We start from the raw sequence: 16748 nt of genomic DNA, 5'->3' as shown, positions 1-16748 counted from the left end.
CCTCGGTCTGGGGCCAGCGGAGGCCTCGACCGTGCAACTCCGCGTGTCCAGGTGGCGTTCCGCCTCGCAAGGTGGATCCAGCTCGGGGTGTCACCGCAATCACACGCACGGATATGCCTTTGTCCTGGTGGGAGGAAGGCGGCTGTGACGGAGGCTGATACAACCCCGGCCCCCTTTGTAACCTCTCGCGCTACAGCCGACGGGATGGCCGTGTCACATCCAGGCTCACCGCCGAGTCGGGGCGCGGTGGCTGGGGACATGGCGTGAGAGGTGCAATACTTCCAGATACCGATGCGTGTGCCCTGGTCCATTGTTGGCATCTCCGCTGGCGCTCTTCTCGTCGGCGCCGCATGGGCCACCGTGGTCCGCCGCCCCGTCCCCCTGGTCCTGGGGCCGCTGCCCGCCATCGTCCTTCCGTCCGTGGAGCAGTCAGGCGGCGCCACCACCGTCGCGGATCCGGGCCGCAACGCCTTCGGGCGCTCGCCCATGAACATGCCGCACTCGCGCTGGCCGGACTTCCACGCCGGCAAGGGCGTGTTCGACCGTGACTGGAGCGAGGCTCGCGGTGGAAGGCCTGTCGCCGCGGGCCCGCTGTTCAGTGCGCCCTCCTGCATGACCTGCCACGTGAAGGACGGCCGGGGTCAGCCCCCCGCCACCCCTTCCGAAGTCCCCGTCTCGCTGGCGTTCCAGTTGAGCGCGTCCGATGGCACCGGTCCGCACCCGCTGTACGGCGCCCAGCTCGACGCTCGCGCCGTGGACGGCCGTGCCCCCGAAGGCCACGTGCGCGTCGACTTCGAAGCGACGCGCGGCACGTTCGCCTCCGGCGAGACGTACTCCCTCGTGCGGCCCCGCTACCAGTTCCAGGGCCTCGTGCACGGTCCCCTGGGCGACGGCGCCCGGTTCTCCGCGCGCGTGTCCCCCGTCAACTTCGGCCTGGGCTTGCTGGAGGCCCTTCCCGAAGCGGCGCTGCTCGCGCGAGCCGACCCCGACGACCGGGACCGCGATGGCATCTCTGGCCGTGCGAACCAGGTGCTGGACCTGGACACCGGAACCTCCCGCCTGGGCCGCTTCGGGTGGAAGGCCAACCAGCCCACGCTGCGCCAGCAGGTGGCGCACGCGCTCGTCGCGGACATGGGGGTCACCACGTCCCTCTATCCCCAGGAGCAGGGCCGCCAGGTCCCCGGCGAACCCGAGGTGTCCGCGGACGACCTGGACCTGTTGATGCTCTACATGCGCCTGCTGGCCGTGCCGAAGCGGCGCGACTGGGACACCCCCGAGGTGCAACGTGGCCACGCCGTGTTCCGCGCCGTCGGGTGCGCGGCCTGCCACGTCGACACGCCCCAGGAGACGGAAGTCGTGGAGGGCTTCGACGAGGTGTCCCGTCAGGTCATCTACCCCTACACGGACCTGCTGCTGCACGACATGGGCGAGGACCTGGCGGACGGACGCCCGGACGGGCTCGCCACCGGCAGCGAATGGCGCACCCCTCCGCTGTGGGGCATCGGACTGGTGGAGGTCGTGAACAAGCACACGCGCTTCCTCCATGACGGCCGGGCCCGCAACCTGGAGGAGGCCGTGCTCTGGCACGGCGGCGAGGCGGCCCCGTCCCAGGACCGCTACGTGCGGCTGCCCCCCGAGGACCGGGCCGCGCTGCTCGCCTTCCTGAAGTCGCTCTAGCGCTGAAGGAAGGCCAGCCCCTGGTCCCCCGTCCGACCGGCGGCCAGGAAGCCCGTCGTCTGGAAGGGACTTCCGGCCCCTCCCAGGTACGGAACGGTGGACGCCCCGGGTCCTTGGGCTACCCTGCGTTCCCCCTTCATGCAGCCCCACGCTCCCATCCCTGACGACGCTCCCGACGTCCCGCTCGCGGTCGACCTGGACGGGACGCTGGTGCGCACGGACACGCTGCACGAGAACCTGCTCGTGCTCTTCAAACACGCGCCGTGGCTGCTGCTGCTGGCGCCGCTGTGGGTGCTCCGGGGCAAGGCCTTCTTCAAGGCGGAGGTCGCCCGCCGCGCGCGGCTGGACGTCACGTCGCTGCCCTACACCGAGGCCGTGCTGGCCTTCCTTCGCGAGGAGCACGCCCGGGGCCGGCGGCTCGTCCTGGCCACGGCGGCGGACCGGCGCATCGCCGACGACGTGGCGGCACACCTGGGCCTGTTCAGCGACGTGTTCGCCAGCGAAGCCGGGGTGAACCTGTCCGGTGCACGCAAGCTCGCGCGCCTTCGCGAAGCGCTGGGCACGTTCGACTACGCGGGCAACGACACCGTGGACCTGCCGCTGTGGCGTGAGTCCCGGCGGGTCGTGGTGGTGCACGCCACGGCCGGGGTGCTGCGTCAGGCCCAGGCCCTGGGCCCACCCGTGCACCGCGTCTTCGAGGCGCCGCCTACGGGTTGGCGCGTCTGGGTCCGGGCGCTGCGCGTGCACCAGTGGGCGAAGAACGCGCTCGTCTTCGTGCCGCTGCTGGCGGCGCACAAGGCGACCCAGGGAGACATGGCGCCCCACGCGGTGCTCGCCTTCGTGGCCTTCAGCCTCTGCGCTTCCAGCGTGTATGTGATCAACGACCTGCTGGACCTGGTGTCGGACCGGAGGCACCCCACCAAGTCCCGGCGCCCCTTCGCCTCCGGTGACCTTCCGATACGGGCGGGCGTGGTGCTGGCGCCGGTGCTGCTGGGGCTCTCCGCGGTGGTGGCCCTGGGCACGCTGCCCCTGTCGTTCGCCGCGCTCCTGGGCGTGTACTCGGTGCTGACGCTGGCGTACTCGCTGCGGCTCAAGCAGGTGGTGATGCTGGACGTGCTGGTGCTGGCGGGCCTGTACACCGTGCGCATCTTCGGCGGCGCGCTGGCGGTGGGCGTGCCCACGTCCAGCTGGCTGTTGATGTTCAGCACCTTCCTCTTCCTGTCCCTGGCCCTGCTCAAGCGCCTGAGCGAGGTGCGGCGGCTGCGCCAGTCCAACGAGGTGTCCGCCCACGGACGCGGCTATCTGGCGCAGGACTACGAATTGCTCGCGAGCCTGGGCACGGCGGCGGGGCAGGTGTCCGTGCTGGTGCTGGCCCTCTACATCACCAGCAAGGAAGTGACGGCGCTGTATGGCCATCCGGAGCGGCTGTGGTTGCTCTGCCCGGTGATGCTGTACTGGGTGGGCCGCATCTGGGTGCTGGCCCACCGGGGCCTCGTGAACGAGGACCCGCTCATCTTCGCGCTGCGCGACCGGGTCAGTTACGTCGTGGGCGTCGTCGCGGCGCTGGTGCTGTGGGTGGCGACGTGACAGGAGCCTCGCGATGAGCCCGGCGGAATCCTGGGGGCGCTACCCCCACGTGGAACAGCACACGCGTTCGCTCGTGTGGCGCTCGGATGCGCTGCCTCACGGGGAGGGCACGCTGCTGCCTCGCGGCCTGGGCCGCAGCTACGGCGACTCGTGTCTCAACGCCGCAGGCACGCTGCTGCTCACCCACGGGTTGGATCGCCTCATCGACTTCGACCCCACGACGGGCGTGGTGCGCTGCGAGGCGGGCGTGTCGCTGGATACGCTCCTGCGGCTGTGCGTGCCCCGGGGCTGGTTCCTGCCGGTGACGCCGGGCACGAAGTTCGTGACGGTGGGCGGCGCCATCGCCAATGACGTGCACGGCAAGAACCACCACCGCTCCGGGACCTTCGGCAGGCACGTGCGGAGATTCGAACTGCTGCGCTCGGATGGCAGCCGGCGGATGTGCGCTCCCGACGAGAACCCGGACTGGTTCGGCGCGACGGTGGGGGGCCTGGGGCTCACGGGGCTCGTCACCTGGGCGGAGGTGCAGATGGTGCCCATCCGCAACCCCTTCGTGGTCCAGGAGACGGTACCCTTCGAGAACCTGGACGGCTTCTTCCGCGTGTCGCGCGAATCCGAGGCCGACCACGACTTCACCGTGGCGTGGGTGGACTGTCTGGCGCGCGGCCGGAAGCTGGGGCGCGGCCTGTTCTACCGGGGCAACTTCGCGCCGACGCAGTTCGAACGGCTGCCCCTGGCCAGGAGCCACCTGTCGCACGGCGCCGGGCTCGCGGTGCCCGTGGACCTGCCGGCCTTCTGTCTCAACCGGCTGTCGGTGGCTGCCTTCAACCTGCTGTACTACCACCGCCAGCGCGGACGCCCGTCCCAGCAGCTGATCCACTACGATCCGTTCTTCTACCCACTCGACGCCGTGCACGGGTGGAACCGCATCTATGGCCGCCGGGGCTTCCTCCAGTTCCAGTGCGTGGTGCCCCACGCCACCGCGCGCGACGCGGTGAAGGAGCTGCTGGAGCGCAGCGCCCGGGGTGGGCTGCCCAGCTTCCTGTCCGTGCTCAAGACGTTCGGCGACCTGCCGTCTCCCGGCTGGCTGTCCTTCCCGCGCCCCGGCATCACGCTGGCCCTGGACTTCGCCAACCGGGGCGAGAAGACCTGGCGGCTGGTGGAGGCCTTGGATCGCGTGACGCGCGAAGCGGGCGGCGCGGTGTATCCGGCCAAGGACGCGCGCATGAGCCCGGAGAGCTTCGCGGCGTACTTCCCCCAGCGTGAACGGTTCGCGCCGTACGTCGACCCGGCCTTCTCGTCCTCCTTCTGGCGCCGGGTGAATCCGGTGTCGCTGCCCCTGCCTTCGCTGGAGGGACGCGGTGACAGCGCGGTTCCTCCGGTGTCACTGCTCGCCCTTCGCTGACAGGCTCCCGTCCCCATGAAGAAAGTCATCGTCCTCGGCGCCACGAGCGCCATCGCCCAGGCCACGGTGCGGCTGCTCGCCGCGCGCGGGGCCTCGCTGTACCTGGTGGGCCGCAACGCCGCGAACCTGGAGGCGGTGGCGAAGGATGCGTCCACGCGCGGCGCGCCGAAGGTGGAGTTCCGCGCGTTGGACCTGAACGACTGCGAAGCGCACGGGAGCCTCGTGGAGCGCGCGTGGCAGGCGCTGGGCGGCCTGGATGGGGCGGTGCTGGCGCATGGCGTGCTGGGCGACCAGGAGGAGAGCCAGCGCTCGTGGGCGGCGGCGGAGGTGGTGCTGCGCACGAACTTCCTCTCCGCGGCGTCGCTCCTGACGGAGCTGGCCAACCGCTTCGAGGCGCAGAAGGCCGGCACGCTGGTGGTGATTTCGTCCGTGGCTGGCGACCGCGGCCGGCAGAGCAACTACGTGTACGGCGCGTCCAAGGGCGCGCTGACCGTGTTCCTCCAGGGTCTGCGCAACCGGCTGGCGAAGTCCGGCGTGGCGGTGGTGACGGTGAAGCCCGGCTTCGTGGACACACCGATGACGGCGCACGTGCCGAAGAACAAGCTCTTCGCCTCGCCGGAGCAGGTGGCGCGTGGCCTGCTGAAGGCCGCGGATGGGCGCAAGAACGAGGTCTACGTGCCCGGCTTCTGGGCGCTCATCATGCTCATCATCCGCAGCATCCCGGAGCCGGTGTTCAAGCGGCTGAAGCTCTAGGCTCCAGCCGGTGGTCCACACCCGGGCGGGAGCGCGAGCCCCTTCCGGGTCGCCTGCTGTAAGGCATGGGCCTGCGGTGTGCCGGCGGCTGGCTGCTGTCAGAGCCACGGGTCGAGCCCTGGATGCGGCATGGGTTGGCGGGGGCCGGACGGCCCTCCCAGATTCACCGCAGCGAGGACTTCTTCCATGGCCACTGCCACGCCGTCCCTGTCCCTCCCGCTGCCTTCCGGTACCCGGGCCCCCTCATTCCAGCTCGCCGCCACCCCCGAGCAGTCGGTGTCGTTGGCGTCCTGCGCGGGGTCTCCCGTGGTGCTCGTCTTCTACCCCGCGGACTTCAGCCCGGTGTGCAGCGATGAGCTGGCCCTCTTCAACGAGGTGCTCCCGGAGCTCCAGCGGCACGGTGCGCGGGTGTTCGGCGTGTCGGTGGACAGCGTCTGGTGCCACCAGGCGTTCGTCCGGGAGCGAAAGCTGCGCTTCCCCCTGCTCGCGGACTTCCATCCCAAGGGGGAGATGTCCCAGCGCTACCACGCGTGGCGCGAAGGGGAGGGCGTCTCCGAGCGCGCCCTGTACGTGCTGGACGGCGGCGGGGTGATTGCCTGGAGTGACGTGTCGCGCCCGGAGGTGAACCCCGGCGTGGACGGCGTGCTGGAGGCGCTGGAGAAGCTGTCCGCCGGGGCATCGTCGCGGGAGGCGCGGTCATGAGCCGGCTGCACAGACCGACCGGGCAGGAGGATCATTTCCAGGGCCAGCGCGACGCGCCCCTCCTCCTGGTGGAGTTCGGCGACTACCAGTGCCCCTACTGCGGAAGGGCGTATGGAGAGGTGAAGCGGTTGCAGGAGGCGTTGGGGGACCGCATGGCGCTCGTGTTCCGCAACTTCCCGCTGACGCAGGCGCACCCGCTGGCGCTCCAGGCCGCGGAAGCCGCCGAGGCCGCGGGCGCACAAGGCCGCTTCTGGGAGATGCACGACCTGCTCTTCGAGAACCAGGACGCGTTGGAGTTGCCCGTGCTGCTCTCCCACGCGGAAGGGCTGGAGCTGGACGTGGACCGCTTCCGCGAGGACCTGGCGTCGCACCGGTACGAGGAGCGCATCCGGCGCGACTTCATGGACGGCGTGCGCAGCGGCGTGAACGGGACGCCCACCTTCTTCATCAACGGGCACCGGCACGACGGCGACTTCAGCACCGCGTCCCTGTTGGCGGCGATGACGGGAGGCCTGGGCGCCTCCCGCTGACCGCCGGGACTTCAGCCGGCCTTCGCTTCCTGCGGAGGCTCGGCCAGGGCCGGGGCGGGGAAGGAGGCGCCGTAGTTGGCCAACTGGAGGATCTCCACGATGGCCTCGCCCACGTTGGCCTGCGTGTCGTTGAACTCGGTGGGCTTGCAGAAGATGCACACCGCCAGCACGGGACCGTGGACGGTGAACTCGCCCACCTCCACCTGGGGCGCGGGCTTCGCCTGGACGCCGGTCACGCTGGCCATGCGGTCCGTCAGGGCCCGCATCAGCGTCCGCGCGTCCGCGCTGTGCACCAGCGGCACCTTGACGGTCATCTTGCGGTGCGGGTGGTGGCTGTAGTTGATGATGTTGTCGCTGAACATCTGGTTGTTGCCCACGGAGATGCGCACGTTGTCGGACGTGTCGATCGTGGTCACGAACAGGCCAATCTCCTGCACGATGCCCGTCACGCCGCCGGCGCAGATCTCCTCGCCCACGCGGAAGGGACGCAGCACGAGCAGGAAGACGCCCGCGGCGAAGTTGGCGAGCAGTCCGGACCACGCGGCGCCGATGGCGATACCCGCGGCGGCGATCAACGCGGCGAAGGATGTGGTCTCCACGCCCATCACGCCCAGGATGCCGATGACCAGCATCATGGTGAGGGCGCCGGTGAAGAGCGACCCGATGTAGCGGATCAGCGTGGCATCCAACTGCCGCCGCTGAAGGGCCATGTCCAGCACCTTGCGGAAGCCGCCAATGACCGTGCGGCCGACGAACCAGACCAGCAGCGCGACGATCACCTTGATGAGGAGCGGCAGCGCCTCCGTCAGGGCCAGCGCCTTCAACTGTTCGACAATGGCATCCATCTTCCGTGAACTCCCTCGACCCGGGGGCGGGCCGCTCTTCTGTCGCCTTTTGCACTTGGCAGGCCAGGACGCGCAAGGGCCCACCAGGGCGGAAGAGTGTTGTTGGGAGGGCAATCCTGACCTCCTGGACGTGTCAGCGGCGACCTGACACGCACACGGGTTCGCGCTGACGTGTCATGTGCACCGGCCCTCCAGCCGGTCCTTGCGCGCGGCGCGGTGCTGAGCGAGACCGTGGGCCCATGCGCCTGTTTTCACTCCCGGTCCTGATGTTGTTGAGCGCCTGCACCGCCTCCCGCGTCGCGGTGCCCCCGCCCACCGGTGAGGAGGTGACGGTCTTCATCCACGGCTACCGGGGCTCGTTCCTCACGTCGACGGATGCGGAGCGCGAGCGGGCCTGGGTGTCGGTGGGGGACGTGCTGTCACGAGGGGAGCGCTCGCTGGCGCTGCCGTTTCCCGGCCAGCGACCCGCGCCCCGCTTCGGCGCTCTGGAGTCGGACGGGCCGGTGACGCGCTTCACGGTGCTGCCGTGGGTGGCGAAGTACGACGTCTACAAGGGCTTCCTGGAGTTCGGGCGCGACCACCTGCCGGGCTTCGTCGTGTTCGACTACGACTGGCGCCAGGACAACCGGGAGACGGCGAAGCGGCTGTGCGCGCTGTTGGATTCTCTGGCCGAGGCGCGTGGGGGCAAGGTGAAGGTGAACATCGTGGCGCACAGCATGGGGGGGCTCATCACCCTGCAGTGCCTGCGCTACGGCCAGGGCGACGACACGGGCGAGCCCACGTGGGCGGGCGCGCGGCACGTGAAGCGGGTGGTGTTCCTGGGCACGCCCTTCCGTGGGGCGCCGGGCATGTTCGACGACTTCACGCTGGGCACGCCGGTGGGCCGCAACCACGCGCTCCTGTCACCCGATGCGCTGTTCACCTTCGCGTCCGCGTTCCAGTTGCTCCCCGCCGAAAGCGACTTCTTCGTGGACGCGAGCGGTCAGCCGGTGGCCTTCGACGCGTACGCTCCGGAGGCGTGGGTCCAGGGCGGCTGGGGCGTGTTCCAGGACGCGGGGCTGCGCGCGGACCCTGCGTACCGCGAGCAGTTGGAGCGCATGCTGGAGGCGAGGGCGGGCCTGGCCCGGTCGCTGTCGGAGCGGGAGGGGCCGCCGCCGCCCTTCCGCACGCTGGCGGTGGTGGGCGTGGGGCAGCAGCTCATCAAGTCCTTCCGGGTCATCGACGGGAAGCCCACGTTCGAGGACCCCATCATCGCGGCGGGCGACGGCTCCGTGCTGATGACCCGCGCGCTGCCCCCGTCACCCCTGCACGTGGACCGGCTGGAGACGAAGGCCGACCACGTGGGGATGGTGGGTGACGAAGAGGTGCAGGCGGCCGTCGCGCGGTTCCTCACCGGCGACTGAGCCTTCAGTCCCCGGCGACGGCGAGCTGCCAGTCCCCGTCCACGGTGATGCCGACGCGCAGGCCCAGGTAGCTCTTGTCCTTGCGCATCGCCTTGAGCTGGTCGTCGGGGTAGAGGCCCTTGAGCGCGCGCCAGTCCGCGTCGGTGGCGCCCTCGCGGAACGCGGTGGGCCAGTAGAGGAGATTGCCCTCCTGGTAGAAGGGCAGGTTGAGGACCTGGACCAGCCGCGACAGCACCGGCTGCGGGGCCTCCGCCCACTCCTCCTGGATGCGCCAGGTGGTGGCCATGTCCTGGTCGGGGTCATAGGAGAAGCGCACGGCCTTGCCCTTCTCGTCGCCCAGCGTCTGGAGCGCCGCGTAGTCGCAGGCCACCGCCGCCGCGATGATGCGCTCGCGCATGGACGCCGCTGGCGCGGGCAGGGGCTTCGCGGTCGGTTTCGGCACGGGGCTCAGCTCGCGCGCGGAACACGTCGCGGTCGCCGTCGTCCCCGCATCGGCCAGGGCCCCGGCGTCGGGCTCTTGCGTGGCGGGCGCGGGGGGGGACGGTGTGGGCCGCGCGGTGTCGGTGGGCGTCGGGGCTGGCAGGGACGGACTGGCGGGGGCACGGGGGGATTCGGTGCAGGCCAGGCAGGTGACCAGGAGGCAGGCGGACAGCAGGGGAGCGCGGTTCATGGGGCGCAGGTTTAGTGCATCACCCCCCCGGGACGCCGTCTGTCGGAGGGCCCATCTGTGAAGGAGTGCGCAGCGCCGCCCCGCGTCCCGCGACGGCCCCCCGGGCCCCGGATTGCGTGCTTGCGTCGTTCTGGGACTTCGGTTACTCCTCCCACACCGGAAGTCAGTCCTGCGCGATTAGCTCAGCTGGATAGAGCGTTGGCCTCCGGAGCCAAAGGCCGCAGGTTCGAATCCTGCATCGCGCGCAGAAACAAAGGCCCGGAATCATTGGGGAAACCCACTGATTCCGGGCCTTTTTCCGTTCAAACGCCCGTCACGTGCCGGATGAAGGCGAGCATCCGGGAGCAGGTGGCGTCCAGGTCCAGGTGCTCCTCGGCCATCCGGCGGGACTCGCGCCCCATGGCCTGCAACGCGTCCGGGTCCGCCACCAGCGTGTCCAGGGCGTTCGCGAGCGCTTCGTAGTCGCCCACCGGCACGATGCGCCCATCCACGCCATCGCGCACCAACTCGCCCACGCCGCCGGCGGGCGTGGTCACCACCGCGAGGCCCGCGGACTTCGCCTCGGCGATGGCCCAGGAGGACATGTCCGCCAGCGTCGGCAGCACGAAGAGGTCCGCGGCCTGAGCGAGGCGGATCAGCTCCGGTGCGTTGGGCTGGACGCCCACATGGACGCGGACCCCGGGCGGCGCTTCGAAGGGGGCGGACGTCACCATGTCGAGCTGCCAGTCCCGCTGGCGCGTCTCCCGGGCCCACCGCAGCAGGAACTCGCCGCCCTTGCGGCCCAGGTCCCCGCCCACGAAGAGCAGGCGCACCACGCCGTCGCGCGGCCGCTGCTCCGGATCCGGGCGCCACAGGGTGGTGTCGACGCTGGGCCACACGACGTGGACGCGCGCGTCGGGCACGCCGTACTCCGTCACCAGGGAGCGCTTGGTGAACTCGGAGAAGGACAACATGCCCTTCGCGAGGGCGTACGTGCGGCGGTGCAGCAGGTTCTTCGCCCGGCCCAGCCAGCCGGCGTGCTGGGAGCGCATCCCGTAGTAGCGCAGGTAGTCCTCCAGTCCGCTGGGCGTGGCGTCCGTCGAAATCACGCTCGGCACGCGGCGCATGAAGTCGTGGGCCAGGTGTGCCATGCGCTGCGTGTGCACGACCGACGCGTCGACGGGCTCCTGCGCGAGGGCCTGCTGCAACGCGGAACGCGTCCGCAGGCCGCCCCTCACGGACAGGCGGGAGCGGACCAGCGGGAGCTGCTCCCACACGTCGTCCACATGCTCGTCGATGGGCAGCCACACGGGCGTGATGTCATTGCGCCGCGCCATCGCGCGCTGGAGGTTCTGGAGGAAGACCGAATTGCCGAGCGTCGTCTCGATGGCGAACGCGATGCGGGGGACCGGTGCGGTCATCTGGTTCGCCCTCCTTCCGGAGCAGGGCGCTGATTCGCCCGTGGACGCCGCACGCGAAAGGGCGCAGGGCGCCCACTGTCTAGGGAGACCGGATGCGCAATCGCCAGCGGGGCACCCCTTCGCGCGTCCGGATTCTCACGCGCGAGCCACGCTCATGGCGCCTGGTGCACGGAGCACACGGCCCCGGGGGAGGGGTTGACGGTAGCCCGCAGGACCCGATGCGAAGGGGGCGTTGGCCTCCGGAGCCAAAGGCCGCAGGTTCGAAAGCGTCCGCCGCTCAGGCCTCCGGCTGCACCGGAGTCTCCGGCAGATGGAAGCGCACTTGGCGCACCCGGCGCGGCGACGCCTCCATCACCTCCAGCACGGTGCCATCCGTCATGGACAGCTTCGCGCCCGGCTCCGGAATCGCGCCTCCCGCCAGCGCGATGCACAGGCCCGCGACGGTGGAGTAGTCCTCGCTCTCCTCCAGCGCCAGGCCCAGCACTCGGTTCACCTCGCGCAGGCTCGCCTCGCCCTGCACCACTGCCAGCGTGGGGCTCTCGCGGCGCACGCGCTCCTCGGGAATCTCCGACTCGCTGAGGATCTCCCCGACGAGCTCCTCCACCAGATCCTCCACCGTCACCAACCCCACCACGCCGCCGTGCTCGTCCACCACCACCGCGAGCTGCATCCTCCGGCGCTGCATCTCCTTCATCGCCGCGATGGCCCGCATGGACTCCACGAGGAACAGGGGAGGGCGCAGCACGTCCTCCAGCACGATGAGGTGCCCTTCCCAGGCCACCCCCAGCAGGTCCTTGGCCACGATGTAGCCGACCACGTTGTCCAACGTGCCCTCGTACACCGGCATCCGCGAATGCCCGTGCTCCAGCAGCACCTGACGGATCTCATCCGCGCTCGCGTGCCGGCGCAGCGCGACCACGTGCTCGCGCGTCACCATCACCTCGCCCAGGGTGAGGTCGCCCAGCTCGAAGGCCCGCGAAGCAATCTCCCCCGCGCGCGGATCCAACGTGCCCTGCTTCGACGCCTCCTCCACCAACTGCTGCAGCTCGTCCGGAGACAGGCGGGACTCGGTGAAGTTCGTCCTGTCCCCGAAGAGCTTGAGCACCACGTTGGAGCTGGCCGTGAGGAACCACACCAGCGGCCGCATCACCCATGAGAGCGCCTTGAGCGGCCGGCCCAGCGTCAGCGCGTACTGCTCGGAGTAGCGCAGCGCCAGGGACTTGGGCACCAGCTCGCCCAGCACCAGCGACAGGTACGACACCAGCGCGACCACCAGCGCGAAGGACACCTGGTGCGCCGTCACCGACGGCACGCCCATGCCCTCCAGCACGCCGCCCAGCCGCAGCGCGATGCTCGCGCCGCCGAAGGCCGCCGCCGTGGAGCCAATCACCGTGATGCCAATCTGCACCGTGGCGAGCAGCCGCTCCGGATCATCCCGGAGCGCCGACACCGCCTTCGCGGACTTGCTGCCCTGCTCCAGCAGCTCCTTCAGCCGCGTCTTGCGCACGGACAAGAGGCCCAGCTCGGCGCCCGCGAAGACCCCGTTCGCGAGGACCAACAGCAGGATGATGATGAGCTCCGTGACGATGGCAGGCCTCCTGGCTGGATCCACCCGGGGCCGCGGCGGATGACGCCTCCCTGTCCTACACCCCCAATGATTGGAGGAGCAGCGACAATTGATCGCGGCTCGCACCCTTGGGCAGGTAGTAGTGGGGACCCGACATGAGTGCGCTGCCCACATCCTGGGCCGCCGCCGAGGTCAGGAAGACGATGCGCGGGTTCGTCGACACCCGTGGCAGCTTCTCCACGACCTCCAGGCCGCTCATGCCCGGCATGTTCAAGTCCAGCAGCATGACGCCGAAGCGCTCTCCCCGCTTGAGGGAGTCCAGCGCCTCCTGGCCATCCGCTGCCTCGGTGGTCTCATAGCCGAGGTCCTCCAGGCTCACCCGGAGAAACTCCCGCCAGTCCGCGTCGTCATCCACGACCAGGACCTTCCGAGCTCCGTCATTCACAGCGAGTCGCCCCAAGCATCCTCCTGACCTGAGGACAACCTTCTGGGGGCCCACTGGCATTCGCGACACTTGCGTCCCGACTCCCGCTCCAGCAGGCAGCCAGCCAGGCCCTAGAACAGCGCCATGCCCAGCTGGCCCACGAGGTACTGGAGCGCGGGCCTCACGTTGTGGACCGCCGTGCGCGGCTTCGCCGGCTCCGACGCCTGGCACCACGTCGGTTCGTCCACCAGCCGACCGGCCATGTGGCTGAAGACGCGGAAGCGGCCCAGGTCCGTGCTGCTGCCCGAATTGAACATGCGCAGCGGGCGCTCCCCGGGAGTGCCCAGGTCCATCGCATGCGGGATGTGCCGGTGGCCGTGCAGCACCAGGTCGCACTTGCCGCTCACGCGCTCCAGCAGCTTCTTGCCCAGCGCCAGTTCGGAGGCGTGCGGCAGGCCCACCTTCGTCGCGATCCACTCCGGGAAGCTCTCCAGCGGCAGCGGCAACACGTGGTGGTGCAGCAGCACCGCGACCAGCGACCGCCGCGGCGCGGCGGACAGGGCGTTCTCCACCTGCTCCACCACGTCCTGCGTCAGCTCCCCATGGCTGGAGAAATAGTTCCGATTGTGGTCACCGGTGGAATCCACGCAGACCATGAAGAGGCCCGCCTTCTCCACGGTGTGGACCTTGCGACCCTCCATGAAGCGGCTGCCCACGTCCTCTCCTGGACGGTCGTGGTTGCCGGGGATGAAGGTGAGGCGCCCGGTGTCCATCCACGGGGCGAAGTGTTCGCGGAAGCGCTGGAACTCGGCGTTGGAGCCGCGGTGCGTGAGGTCGCCCGTCACGACCACGTGATCCACGTCCTGGGTCGCCAGTGCTTTCACCAATGAGGCCGCCGACGCATCGCTCTCGCGGCTCATGTCCAGATGGAGATCCGAGAGGTGGGCCAGCTTCAAGGAGGGCATGTTCAAGGAAATAGGCATCGGTTGCAGGCGCGGCGAGGGTTGCTGCACGAAGGTTCGTGAAAAGTTGGGACCCGAGCGTTCAACCCACCCCGTTGCTGGTGATCCACGCCTCGGCCGTCCGCGTCCGAGCACGCAACGGCACCAGGCGCGTGCCTGACACCACGCGCAACCGCGTGCCGCGCCAGTCCACCGTGCGCCTGAACGCACCGTGCCACCACGCGGCGAACAAGAGCGCGTCCTTCACCAGCACCGCTGGCGCCGCGCGCCATCCCACCGGCTGCGGCCTCAGCGCGCGGAACACCGCCACGTCCACCCAGACCTTGCCCAGCACCACCGCCAGCGCCGCCAGGCCCGTCAGCGCGGACGGATGCAAGAGCGCGCCCAGCACCGCGAGCGGCACCGGGTTGAGCAGCGCCTGCGCCGCGTACGTCGTGGGCGATACCGCTGTGCGGTGGATGACGCTCCAGCGCAGGTAGCGCTGGAAGAACGCGTCCACGCTCTTGCGCAGCGACACGTTGAAGACAGGGGAGCGCGCCAGCACCACGCGCTTGCCCAACTTGCGCGTCACCCACTGGCCGATGACGTAGTCCTCCGCCAGCACGTCCTTCACGGAGAAGAAGCCGCCCAGCGACTCCACGTCCTCGCGGCGCAGCGCCATGGACTTGCCCACCACGATGTCCCGGTCCGCCAGGTGCTTCGCGGCGATCATCCCCGCCGCCGCGCTGGAGGACAGGTGCAGGTTGTCCAGGAGCGAACCGAAGGTCTGCTCCCCCAGGCCCGCCACCGGGTGCGTCACGCAGCCCACGGAGGGGTCCTCGAACGCGGCGGCGATCTCCTCCAGGTAGCCTGCGCCCACGCGGGTGTTGCTGTCGCTCACCACCCAGAGGTCGTGCTTCGCCTCCGCCGACAGCGTCACCAACTGGTTCACCTTCGGGTTGAGGCCGGGCTCGCCCTCCTGGAGCACCGCCTTCATCACGTGGGGCCACTTCGCCTGGGCCGCCTTCGCCACCGCCCAGGCCGGGTCGCGCACGTCCTTCACGCCCAGCAGGACTTCGTAGTGGGGGTAGGGCAGCCGCGCGAACTGCTCCAGGTTCGCCTCCAGGTCGTCGTCCACGCCACACAGCGGCTTGAGGATGGACAGGCCCGGCGTGTGGGTGGGAACCGCCGGAGGCTCGCGGCGGTGGCGGCGCACGAACAGCGCCTGGAGGACCAGGGCCAGGAGGCCCACGACGGACGCTGCCAGGAGGATGCTGGAGGCGATGAGCATGTCCGCCACCCTACGCAGCCCACAAGGCGGGCCCGGGGCGGCGGGACGGCGGGACGGCCAACTCGCCGTGACGCCGCCGTGAACCGCGAACTACTCGGGCAACTCGCGGCTCTTCGGGTGGCGCACGTCCTTGCCGCGCACCATGTAGATGACCATCTCCGCCACGTTGAGCGCGTGGTCGCCCACGCGCTCCAGGTGCTTGGCGATGAACATCAACGCCGTGGCGCGGCGGATGTTGCGCGAGTCCTCCATCATGTACGCGAGGAGCTCGTTGAAGATCTTCAGGAAGAGGGCATCCAGCAGGTCGTCGCCCTTGAGGACCTCCTCCGCCTTGGCCGCGTCGCCGGACACGAACGCATCCAGGGCCTTCTTCACCTGCTGCTGCGCCAGGTCCGCCAGCTTCGGCGTGTCCACGTAGGGCGCCAGCGGGGGCACCTGATTCAGGTCCATGGCGCGCTCGGCGATGTTCACCGCCAGGTCGCCGATGCGCTCCAGGTCGGTGACAATCTTGAGCGCGGTGGTGATGAGGCGCAGGTCGCTGGCGGCCGGCTGGCGCAGGGCGAGGATGCGGCGGCACAGGTCGTCGATGTCGACCTCCAGCCGGTTCACCTCGCGGTCGGCGCCCACCACCTTCTCCGCCAGGGCCGAGTCCCGGTCGGTGAGGGCGCGGACGCTCTGCGCGACGAGGGCCTCCACCTTGGCCCCCATGGCGAGCAGCTTCTCGCGCAGGTTGCGCAGGTCCTGCTCGAATGCCTTGTCGGTATGCGTGGCCGCCATGTCGTTTCGTTGCTCTCCGTCGCGCGCGCTTTTCAGCCGAACTTCCCGGTGACGTAGTCCTCGGTGCGCTTCTCGTGGGGGTTGGTGAAGATCTGCTCCGTGGGGCCGCACTCCACCAATTCGCCCATGTAGAAGAAAGCGGTCCGGTCACTCACCCGCGCGGCCTGCTGCATGTTGTGGGTGACGATGGCGATGGTGTACGTGGCCTTGAGCTCGTGGATGAGCTCTTCAATCTTGGCCGTGGCGATGGGGTCCAGGGCCGACGCGGGCTCGTCCATCAACAGCACCTCCGGCTCCACCGCGAGCGCGCGCGCGATGCACAGGCGCTGCTGCTGGCCGCCGGACAGGCCCAGGGCGCTCTCCTCCAGCCGGTCCTTCACCTCGTCCCACAGCGCGGCGCCTCGCAGGGACTTCTCCACGCGCGCGGCCAGCTTCACCTTGTCCTTGAGGCCGCCCACGCGCAGGCCGTAGGCGACGTTCTCGAAGATGGACTTGGGGAACGGGTTGGACTTCTGGAAGACCATGCCCACGCGGCGGCGCAGGTCCACCACGTCCAGCGCGCGGTCATGGATGCTGCGGCCGTCCAGGAACACGCTGCCTTCGTGGTTGGCGCCCGAAATCAGGTCGTTCATCCGGTTGAGCGAGCGCAGGAAGGTGGACTTGCCGCAACCGGACGGGCCGATGAGCGCCGTGACCTTGTGCTCGGGGATGGCCAGGCTGACCTGCTTGATGGCCACCTTGCTGCCGTAGCGCAGGGTGAGCTCCCGGGACTCCAT

Annotated in this window: 16 protein-coding genes and 1 tRNA gene; 8 read left to right on the top strand and 9 right to left on the bottom strand. The window is 70.0% G+C overall.

The features are described from left to right. Positions 1-291 precede the first annotated feature (291 nt). From OV208_RS08875 to OV208_RS08850, 6 genes are all read left to right on the top strand, one after another. Positions 292-1677: a di-heme oxidoredictase family protein gene (locus OV208_RS08875; RefSeq protein WP_267573384.1), complete on the top strand. Its 1386-nt coding sequence runs from the start codon at positions 292-294 to the stop codon at positions 1675-1677. Positions 1678-1815: 138 nt separating this feature from the next. After that, complete coding sequence (locus OV208_RS08870; protein ID WP_267573383.1) at positions 1816-3264, top strand: UbiA family prenyltransferase; 1449 nt, start codon at positions 1816-1818, stop codon at positions 3262-3264. 13 nt (positions 3265-3277) lie between these two features. Then, positions 3278-4669 (top strand): FAD-binding oxidoreductase, encoded by a 1392-nt coding sequence (locus tag OV208_RS08865; RefSeq protein ID WP_267573382.1) that lies wholly within the window; start codon positions 3278-3280, stop codon positions 4667-4669. Between the two features lie 15 nt (positions 4670-4684). Continuing rightward, entirely contained in the window at positions 4685-5422 is a 738-nt protein-coding gene (locus OV208_RS08860; protein ID WP_120539926.1) for an SDR family oxidoreductase, read from the top strand. Positions 5423-5608: 186 nt separating this feature from the next. After that, a complete protein-coding gene (locus OV208_RS08855; protein WP_267573381.1) occupies positions 5609-6124 on the top strand; it encodes a redoxin domain-containing protein in 516 nt (171 codons plus the stop codon). After that, a complete protein-coding gene (locus OV208_RS08850) occupies positions 6121-6654 on the top strand; it encodes a DsbA family protein (protein WP_267573380.1) in 534 nt (177 codons plus the stop codon). The genes OV208_RS08855 and OV208_RS08850 overlap by 4 nt, the downstream gene beginning before the upstream one ends. Before the next feature lie 11 nt (positions 6655-6665). Here OV208_RS08850 and OV208_RS08845 read toward each other — a convergent pair whose 3' ends face one another. Continuing rightward, entirely contained in the window at positions 6666-7499 is an 834-nt protein-coding gene (locus OV208_RS08845) for a mechanosensitive ion channel family protein (RefSeq protein WP_267573379.1), read from the bottom strand. A gap of 239 nt (positions 7500-7738) precedes the next feature. Here OV208_RS08845 and OV208_RS08840 point away from each other — a divergent pair, with 239 nt between their 5' ends. Next, entirely contained in the window at positions 7739-8902 is a 1164-nt protein-coding gene (locus tag OV208_RS08840) for an esterase/lipase family protein (RefSeq protein WP_267573378.1), read from the top strand. Positions 8903-8906: 4 nt separating this feature from the next. Here the strand turns inward: OV208_RS08840 and OV208_RS08835 are convergent, their stop codons facing one another. After that, on the bottom strand, positions 8907-9572 hold the full coding sequence (locus OV208_RS08835) for a hypothetical protein (RefSeq protein ID WP_267573377.1): 666 nt from the start codon (positions 9570-9572) through the stop codon (positions 8907-8909). 171 nt (positions 9573-9743) lie between these two features. Between OV208_RS08835 and OV208_RS08830 the strand changes: the two genes are divergently transcribed. Further along, positions 9744-9817: transfer RNA gene (locus tag OV208_RS08830), tRNA-Arg, on the top strand. 57 nt (positions 9818-9874) lie between these two features. Here OV208_RS08830 and OV208_RS08825 read toward each other — a convergent pair. The 7 genes from OV208_RS08825 to pstB form a co-directional block, all read right to left on the bottom strand. Then, positions 9875-10972, bottom strand: coding sequence for a glycosyltransferase family 4 protein (locus OV208_RS08825; protein ID WP_267573376.1), 1098 nt, complete (start codon positions 10970-10972; stop codon positions 9875-9877). Between the two features lie 277 nt (positions 10973-11249). Further along, positions 11250-12533: a hemolysin family protein gene (locus OV208_RS08820; protein ID WP_267573443.1), complete on the bottom strand. Its 1284-nt coding sequence runs from the start codon at positions 12531-12533 to the stop codon at positions 11250-11252. 82 nt (positions 12534-12615) lie between these two features. After that, positions 12616-12999, bottom strand: a complete 384-nt coding sequence (locus tag OV208_RS08815) for a response regulator (protein WP_233595729.1) — start codon at positions 12997-12999, stop codon at positions 12616-12618. A 95-nt stretch (positions 13000-13094) separates the two neighbouring features. Further along, a complete protein-coding gene (locus OV208_RS08810) occupies positions 13095-13928 on the bottom strand; it encodes a metallophosphoesterase family protein (protein WP_267573442.1) in 834 nt (277 codons plus the stop codon). Between the two features lie 79 nt (positions 13929-14007). Continuing rightward, complete coding sequence (locus OV208_RS08805) at positions 14008-15195, bottom strand: glycosyltransferase (RefSeq protein WP_267573375.1); 1188 nt, start codon at positions 15193-15195, stop codon at positions 14008-14010. 90 nt (positions 15196-15285) lie between these two features. Next, positions 15286-15972, bottom strand: a complete 687-nt coding sequence (gene phoU / locus OV208_RS08800) for a phosphate signaling complex protein PhoU (RefSeq protein WP_120535119.1) — start codon at positions 15970-15972, stop codon at positions 15286-15288. A gap of 32 nt (positions 15973-16004) precedes the next feature. Further along, complete coding sequence (gene pstB, locus OV208_RS08795; RefSeq protein ID WP_267573441.1) at positions 16005-16748, bottom strand: phosphate ABC transporter ATP-binding protein PstB; 744 nt, start codon at positions 16746-16748, stop codon at positions 16005-16007.

It is taken from the genome of Corallococcus sp. bb12-1, assembly GCF_026626765.1.
GTDB classification, from domain to species: Bacteria; Myxococcota; Myxococcia; order Myxococcales; family Myxococcaceae; genus Corallococcus; species Corallococcus terminator.
This window is presented reverse-complemented; position numbering and strand designations above follow the sequence as displayed.